At 64.0% G+C, this 7,741-nt stretch carries 8 protein-coding genes; all 8 read right to left on the bottom strand.

Translation table 11 applies throughout. The features are described from left to right. Window positions 1-21: 21 nt before the first annotated feature. Window positions 22-1,482 (bottom strand): phage major capsid protein, encoded by a 1,461-nt coding sequence (locus QZX79_RS12305; protein ID WP_294568554.1) that lies wholly within the window; start codon window positions 1,480-1,482, stop codon window positions 22-24. Then, the gene (locus QZX79_RS12300) at window positions 1,479-2,390 is read right to left on the bottom strand and encodes an HK97 family phage prohead protease (RefSeq protein WP_294568553.1); all 912 of its coding nucleotides are present in this window, start codon (window positions 2,388-2,390) and stop codon (window positions 1,479-1,481) included. The genes QZX79_RS12305 and QZX79_RS12300 overlap by 4 nt, the downstream gene beginning before the upstream one ends. Before the next feature lie 11 nt (window positions 2,391-2,401). Beyond that, the gene (locus QZX79_RS12295; protein ID WP_294568552.1) at window positions 2,402-4,213 is read right to left on the bottom strand and encodes a phage portal protein; all 1,812 of its coding nucleotides are present in this window, start codon (window positions 4,211-4,213) and stop codon (window positions 2,402-2,404) included. A gap of 80 nt (window positions 4,214-4,293) precedes the next feature. Further along, window positions 4,294-5,121 carry a hypothetical protein gene (locus tag QZX79_RS12290; RefSeq protein WP_294568551.1) on the bottom strand — a complete coding sequence of 276 codons (828 nt, stop codon included), beginning with the start codon at window positions 5,119-5,121 and terminating at the stop codon, window positions 4,294-4,296. Window positions 5,122-5,126: 5 nt separating this feature from the next. After that, window positions 5,127-6,365: a hypothetical protein gene (locus QZX79_RS12285; RefSeq protein WP_294568550.1), complete on the bottom strand. Its 1,239-nt coding sequence runs from the start codon at window positions 6,363-6,365 to the stop codon at window positions 5,127-5,129. Window positions 6,366-6,373: 8 nt separating this feature from the next. Next, window positions 6,374-6,994 carry a hypothetical protein gene (locus QZX79_RS12280; protein WP_294568549.1) on the bottom strand — a complete coding sequence of 207 codons (621 nt, stop codon included), beginning with the start codon at window positions 6,992-6,994 and terminating at the stop codon, window positions 6,374-6,376. After that, entirely contained in the window at window positions 6,981-7,349 is a 369-nt protein-coding gene (locus QZX79_RS12275) for a hypothetical protein (protein WP_294568548.1), read from the bottom strand. Before QZX79_RS12275 ends, QZX79_RS12280 begins: the two co-directional genes overlap by 14 nt. 122 nt (window positions 7,350-7,471) lie before the next feature. Continuing rightward, the coding region (locus QZX79_RS12270) for a hypothetical protein (RefSeq protein ID WP_294568547.1) at window positions 7,472-7,741 on the bottom strand (270 nt) is incomplete at its 5' end.

Here is a 7,741-nt window from a genome sequence, read left to right as displayed (position 1 = left end):
CCGTTTACCTGATGTTCAGGGTTACGCGAACGAACCCTTGGTGAAGGCCTGCGGCCTCCGAACCGCCATGCCGAGCCTCTCCTCCGCGAGGACCGCCACCTGATTAGAGGTGAAGAAGTCCTTGTGCGAGTCGGAGAAACGGACGTTGGCGTCCTCGCGGTCGAGCAGGTAGGCCCCGAGGTTGAACGCGCCGAAGAGGAACTCCAAGGGGCGTATCGCCATCGTGACGAGAACCCTGGTCCTCCACACCCTCTCCTGCGCCCCGTCTCCGATGGTGCCGTAGATGAAGCGGTTGGTGGTGTCCTGCGCGAGTTCGATGGCCTCCCAATCGTTCGGGTGGACGATGCCAGCAGACGGCGGGAAGCCGGAAATCTGCGTCTTGGTGAGCGCCTGCCGGATGTGCTTGTAGCGCCACACCCCGCCGGTATCCTTGGTGCCGGTGTAGGTGCCGTGGCTCTGGATGTTGACGTTGTTCATTATCCCCTGAAGGTTCGGGCTGATCCCGTTGCCGTAGAGGACCTGCTCCTCCTCCGACTGGCGCAGGCCGAAGAGAAGCTCGTTGTCGATCAGGCCCCGCAACTGCGGGATGTCCGCGAGAGTCTGCCGGTGGGCCACCATGTAGTGAGCCATCGTGCCGACGGGGTGGCTGCGCTCGGTGATCTTCATGGACGCCTCGGGCTTCTGCTGCCCGTGCGCCGTCATGCCGATGGCGCGGCTGGTGACGTGGTCGCCGGCGGAGAAGGCGGTGCCGACCGCAGCGGTGATCGTGACCTGCGTTGCCGAGTCAACCGTGAGGACCGTGACCTCGACCTGATTGCCCGAACCGTCGGCCTTCATCAGTTGGAGCTTCTGGCCCTGGAACATGCCGCCCGTGAAGACAACCGGGAGGACCGTGGCCGTGGCGAGGAGGTTGGCGGTGAGCGCCGTGAAGATGTTGGCGAACCCGAGGTACTCCATGTAATGCACGGTGTCCGACACGGTCGGGATCACCGGGAGCAGGTCGCGGATCGTCAGCGGGGGGCGAACCGGCTCAAGGTCGGGGAGCTCCTGGCGCTGAATCCAGTTGCCCAAGTTCCCGAGGCCGCCCGTCCTGTCGGACGAGAGGGCCTTGAGGTCGGAAAAGAGGTTGCCAACCTCCATCGGCCCCGAGTCGCCGTGGAACCTCTTGGACTTGTACTGCTCGTAGGCCTCGGACTCGACGAAGCGGGAGCCGATGCTCTTTGCGTCCTCGCCGCCGGGCAGGAACCCGCGACCGGCCTCGGCCTCAAGCTCCTTCATCTTCTCCTGTATGTCGGAGATGTGGCCCTCGACGGTTTCAAACTTCGTCTCGATGCCGGCGATGGCGTTCTTCGTCTCCTCCTTTACGCCACCGAACTTGTCGATCTCCTCCTGCTGGCTCTTGACCAGCCCGAGAAGCTCGTTCTTGCCAGCCTCGTACTCGCCACTAAGCGCCTCAAGCGCCTTCTTCAGTTCCGGGTTCACTTCCGGCCCTCCTTCAGTCGATCTACTTCCTTGGTGAGGAGATAGTTCCCCACCCCAACACCGTCAATGATGGACTGAAGGTACTGCTTCTCCTCCGGGTCCAGTTCCCTGTTGTCCTCCTCCCCCGCACCCTCGCCCTCGGCTGGCTCGGCCGGTGTCTCCGGCGGAGTCTCCTCGGGCTTGTCGTCGGGCGGATCGGGTGGCTGCTCGGTCGTCTCCCTCTCTGCTGCCTCCTTCCTTTGCATTCTCGCGTAGAGCTTCTTCGTCTCGTCGTCCCCGTAGAGCTCGACGTGGGCGGCGGTGAGGGCCTCTATGGCTTCCTCGACCACCTTCATGTCCACGCCTTCTAGGGACTTGGCCTGTCGCAAGAGCGGCTCCCTGCCGAACGACTTTAAGAGCATCCCTAGCTCCTGGCTCTTGGCGACACCCGTGATGGCTGCCAGTTCGTTCATCGCGAACAGGACGGGGGAGCACTCGTAGAGCTTGATCTCGTGGATCACCCTCGTCCCGAACATGAAGTCGTCGTCGTCCTCGTAAGTGGCCTTGCCAGCAGGCACCGAGTAGCCGATGGACATTTCATCCACGACCCCATCGGCCATGAAGGCGAGGCGGCCCTTGTTCTCGGGAGCATCCATCGTGGCTTGGCCGACGATGAAGAGGCCGAAGTCGTCCTCCTTGGCGGAGACGAGCCTGCCGAACGGCTCGTAGTGCTCCCACAAGCACTTGATCTTCCCTGTACCCTCGGGGCCGCGCTCGGCCAGAGTCTTCGTGAAAGCACCCGGCATGATGATGTCGCCGCCCGAGTCGCGGTTGCCGAAGACGGCGGCGTAGCCCTGCCATTGGCCGCTCTTGAGATCAACCTTAACCTCAAAGTTCAGGTCAACCTTTGAGAAGGACTTGTACTCCATGAGTGGTGCCACTAGTTGCCCTCCCGGTAGGCTTCTATCTCGTCGCGCTCCCGCTGCTGGCGCTCGCGCCTCCACTTGAATTTCATATACTCCACGAACTCCGCGACCCTCTTGGCCTCCGCGCCGTGGTAGACGGTGATGGTGCGGCCCGTGACCTCAATCCCTGCGTGACCGGCCAGGGCCTCGGCCACCTTCTCCTCGTCGGCCGGGCTACCGTTCAGGGCGTAGACGTAATGGTTCTCGTCCTCGTCAAAGTGGATGCCGTTGCCATCCTCCCCGCCTGCGGCCTTGACCGCCCGAGAGACGAGGTCGTCGGCCTCGCTCCTCGCGTAGGCCTTCGCGTCTTCGCCAACACCTCCGGGCATAAGCTCCCCGAGCGGCTCGTCCACGGGTTCCACGTCGACGACCTCGCCGCCCTCGGGCGGGGTGTTCTGATTGCCGGTGCCGGAGCCTATAGAAGGCTGGTTGATCCCCTGCTGGATCTCGCGGATCGAGCGGGTCGAGGCGGGCAGGTAGCCCTGATCGAGGCCCTCGATGTGGGCCGGGAAGCCGAGGCGCATCACCTGATTGACCACGTCGAAGGGGACGCCCATTGAGGTGAAGAGGCGGGCGGACTTCGCGGACTCGTGGATGTTGTAGCGCAGGGCCTCGACGTTCGAGGTGTCGAACCAGCAGTAGATGTCCTTGCCGAACTCGGGGGAGAGGGTGCGGTTGTAGAGGTTCTCCATCCGATCAAGGAACGGGATCAGGAGACTAAGCCACTTCATCCTCTCGGACTCCTCGTTGGCCGCCTCAAGGCCGACGCCCTTGGCATCCAGCCCGAAGGTCGTGTGGATGGAGGTGCGGTTCATCTTCCGGCCCTCGATCCAGTCCATCTCGACCGGGGTGAGGCTCATCGGGTAATACTTCGCGTTGTTGCCGATCAGGACGGGGGTGTGCGCGTTGTCAGCCCCCTGGTACTGGAGCCTAACCTGCCTTCTTGCCTCCTCGAACTTCTCCCTCGGGATGTTGTCCTGAAGCGCGAACACCGCGTCGGGCGCCGCCCGGTTGGCAAGCGAGATCAGGTTCCACCGCACAGCCTCGACATCGTTATCGACGGCCTTCGCCGCCCCCATCAGCACACCGATGCCCCAATAGAGGTTCGACGGATCGGGCAGCATGGCGTGTATCACATCCTGCGGACGGAAGTTCATGGGGCTGCCCCGCTTTTGCGAGAGCTCGTAGCGAAGCAGGAACTTCTTGCGGTCGGGGATCGGCTTCATAAGGTCCGGCATCATCGGCCAGAGGTGGACGAGGGTGCCGTCTCTTGACCTCTCCTTGATGTTGATGGCGTTGCCTCCGAGGAGGAGGTGTTGGGCCATCCTCTCATGCACACTCTGGCGATCAAAGAACGGGTTGGGGTTCTCTATGAGCTTCTCAAGAGGGTGGCCGACCTGCGGCTCAAGCAGATGCTCCTTGCGCTCGGCGGCGTCCTTGATGAACTCGGTGCGGTCCCGAAGCGGCACACCCTTCATCTCGTGCTCAAACTTCATCTTTGCGTCCCGGCTCACGAACCGACTCACGCGCCAGGGGACGCTGCTAACCGGCACGGCGATCCTGTCAACGCAGGTATGCACCCACTCGTTCGCCTCGTAGCCGTCGCGGATCGCAAGCTCGGTTGACCAGCGGTTGAAGGATGGCGTCGGGCCGATGCCGCCCGTGGGAGTGGGGGCAAGCATGGCGCCCGAGTTGACACCCTTCTCTTCCGAGGGTCCGCTCTCCGGGCGGTCGCCGGTTATGAAATTCAGGAGCCTCTCGGGGAGGTTCAGGGGGCGCTCCTCCAAAGATCACAAGTTTAGGAGTTGCGCTAAGTTGAGGCTAAGGTTAGCACATAGCGTTAGGGTCGTGTCAAATCAGGCTACCGCTAGGCCCCGCGCCCGCGCCGGCGGACGGGCGAGAACCGGGCCTGATCGCGCCGGATCAGATGCAAGACCCGGTTGGAGTACGGGATGCCCTCAAGCCGTGGAGGCTCGTAGGGGATGCGGGCGTATCCAGGCGGGGGTTCCGGCACGAGGGGCGGTGGGGCGTAGCGCACCAAGACGGCGAAGTCCGCCATGCCGGCGGTATCTCCGGCCGCGACGGACAGGGAGCGCACCGCCGCGAGTTGAACCGCGTCAACGGCGGCCCACGCATCGGATACGGCGAGAGCCTTTGCTAGGGCGGAGGCTCCGTCGTCGCCCATCCCGAAGCCCTCAATGCGGCTGATACGCAGGGCGCGAGACACCGCCATCGCATCCCCAAAGCCCAAAGGTTCAGAGACGGCGACGGACACCCTCTGCCGTGCCAGAACGGTCGCCGGATCAGCGGACCCGAGCGGCTCGACGGCCGTGAGAGAGCGCCCACTCTTAGCCTCCAAGGCGTCCGCAACCCCGGCGGCATCGGTGGCGTGAATCGCCACCTTGCGGCCCACCGATGCCGAGTCCAGCAAGCCGAGGGATTCGGCTTGCTGGACTACAACCTTGCGAAAAGCGGAGCCGAGATCCGCGATCCCCAACGGATCTTGCGTAAGGACGGAAACCACCAAGGGGTCTAGCTCAAGAAACAGAACCCCGTTCGCGTCCTCGGTGGCCCTGGTGCCGGGAGCGGCAAGATCCACGGTGAGGACCCCGTTCGCATCCTCGGCGGCCCACGCAGCGGCCCCGGCGAGGTCGAGGAAGAGGACCCCGTTCGCGTCCTCGTAAACTTGCGCCACGGCGGCTACCTGGCGAGGCCTATGACGGCTATGTCCGCGTAGTCCACATCCATGCTCTTGAGCGTGGCGACGTTATTAGATATTGAGAAGAACGGTTGAAGCGCCACGTTCGGGAGGTTCGTGGTGAACAGGATCTCGGCTCCGTTGTCGAGCGTCACCCCGACCTGCGTACCGCTTATCCTCCGCACCCGCACTCGATACCAAACATTTGCCGCCACGACGACCCCCGTGGTCGTCCTCGTCTCGGCGGAGGCGTTGCGGCTCACCCCGAACCAGGCCGTGTCAGCAAAGAGCTTCTCAAGGTACAGCCCCGAGGCCGACGGGTTCGTCGCCGGGTCCGCGCTCACACCCACTCTCGCCTGCGTATTGGCGTCCGTTTGGGTGAGACGCACGGAGAAGGTAACGTCAAAGAGGTCTGTTCCGAAAATCACACCCGCAGTAGAGGATACGCGCAGGCCGGTGTAGGCATAGGTGCCGCTCGTGGCGGAGGTGTCGCGCCGGACTATCCCCGGCCTCCCGGCCACGGCCGCAGGGTGAGTTGCGGCCCCGCCCGCGAAGGACCACCCCAAGGAGCCGAGTTGCCCCGTCGAGGTGTTACCCGAGATAAAGTCGTCGAACTCGCGCATGGAGACACGGAAGTCCTCGCCGGGACGCACGACCTCATAACCCGGCTCGACGTTGGCGTGTACCCTGCCGTTCACCGCATCGCTAACTACCACGGTGCCTAGAGCCTGGCGGCAATGGCCGGGGGTCGAGGGCTTGGTGGTCGTAAAGGTGCCGTTCGGGCCGAGCCAAACTTCCGTGCCGACGCCAAAGGCGGCGGTGTTGATGCCGGTGAGGACACCGATCTGCCACACCCGCCCGCTCGTCCCTGTCGGCACGGCCGCGACCACGAAGCCGACGGCGGGCATGGTGGATTCTGAAGTGTTGTCCGCCGGAGCTATGGTCAGCGCCTCGACACCCGGCGAGGCGTCCCATCCGGTGATCCTCACCAGCGTTCCCGCAGGGATCGTCGCCCCGGTGTTATTCCGCCCGACAAAGAGTTGGTCGCGCAGAAAACGGAAGCGCCCGCCCGTCTCCGTCCGCCCCTCCAAGACCGTGAGGCTATCCACGTTGAAAGTGTAAATCTTGGCGCCCGGCCCGAGCGGGGCGTCGGGGGGGGTGTTGAGGCGGTCCAGCAGGATGTACGGGATCTGCGCCCCACCGTCCGCAAGGGCCTTGATTAAGCGTCGGACAGCACCCACGGCGGCCTCTAGGCGCCGAGCAGTTCGTGGTTCCAGACAACCTCAAGCGTGTCGTTCGCGCCTTTGGCGATGCCGGTGGCGGGCGCTCCGGGGTTGGTGAGGATGCGGGCTATGGTCGAGGCGGCGGCGCTGGTGGCGTCCGCCAGGGCGTCGTTGACCAACACGGCCTCGGTGATGTTCGGGTGGGTGGCGACGGCTGCGGCCCAAGAGCTCTTGAACTGCCCGCGCCTCTTGGGGGTAGCGTCGGCGGTCAAGGAGGAGGTCGGGAAGCCCGAGTCGATGGCCCGCTGGCTGCCCGCCAGGTACGAGCCGAGGGCTGCGGCGGCGCCCGTCTTGGTGGGGCCGGTGGAGTTGATGCCGAGCTTCATGCCCGTGACCTGCGGCGGGCGGGTCGTACCCTCGGTGCCGATGGCGAGCGCCCGCTCAAGGTAGAACTGATCGCCTACTTGGGTGATGAGGTTCTTAACTATGCGCCGGAGCTTCTGATCGCCGTCCTCGGTGGTGAGGAGTAGCTCGGCGTAGCCCTTGATGCCGTAGTGATCCGCGAACTCTTCTGCGCTGTAGCCGTCCGGGAGGATCAGGCCCTCGCGCTCGAACCGCTGCTTGCCCCTGATCCTAGCGATTGACATAGTTGCCCCCCGAGTCCCTCGTCCACTCCGGCCCCGGCCCCTTGATCTCCTGCGGGGTGCCTTCGTAGAGAACCTCGCCCTCGACGAGCGGCGCCCGGCGCGAGACGAGGAGGTCAACTACCTCTTCCTTGGTGGCGTTGTGGGGGACGGGGATCTTCTCCTCGTCGGCCATCTCAAGGAGCGGCCCCTTATTCTGCTCCACCAACTGCTCTCGGGTGGTAAGCCGTGCTGCCAACGACTGAAGCTCCGAAGCGCCGACCGTGAGGGCCTCGCCGGACTCTGTCCTTACCGTGACCCTCGCGCCGTCCCCCGCCTCCGCGTGGTTGGACGACCTGGCCTGAATCTCCTCCGGCACTCGGTACTCCTCCTTTACCTCTTCAGGGATATGGCGGGCCAGTATGGATGGATCGACGGGAACTCAAACAAGAAGGATCATCCCCGACTCCGGCCCGCATTTGTTGGCAGGATACTACAGTCTCAAGCTCGGCCCATCAAGAACTCGGGGACGCCGGAGGTCTTCGCCCGGTGCGAGAGGGCTGCGGCGATGATGGAGTCGGGCCTATGCTTCTTGCCGTCGATCATCTCTTGGGTCAAGAACTTGTGCTCGTTGTAAGCGTGTTCGATGTAGGGGCCTTTGTACTCAAGGTTCTGCACAGCACCCACGTAGGAGTTCAGGATCTCGCGGGCCTCGGTTTGGGCGGAGAAATTGAAACCAGTCGAGTCAACGGTTAGATAGTCGGAGACAAC

This window comes from uncultured Arthrobacter sp. (assembly GCF_902805515.1).
Lineage (GTDB): Bacteria > Actinomycetota > Actinomycetes > Actinomycetales > Micrococcaceae > Arthrobacter_D.
This window is presented reverse-complemented; position numbering and strand designations above follow the sequence as displayed.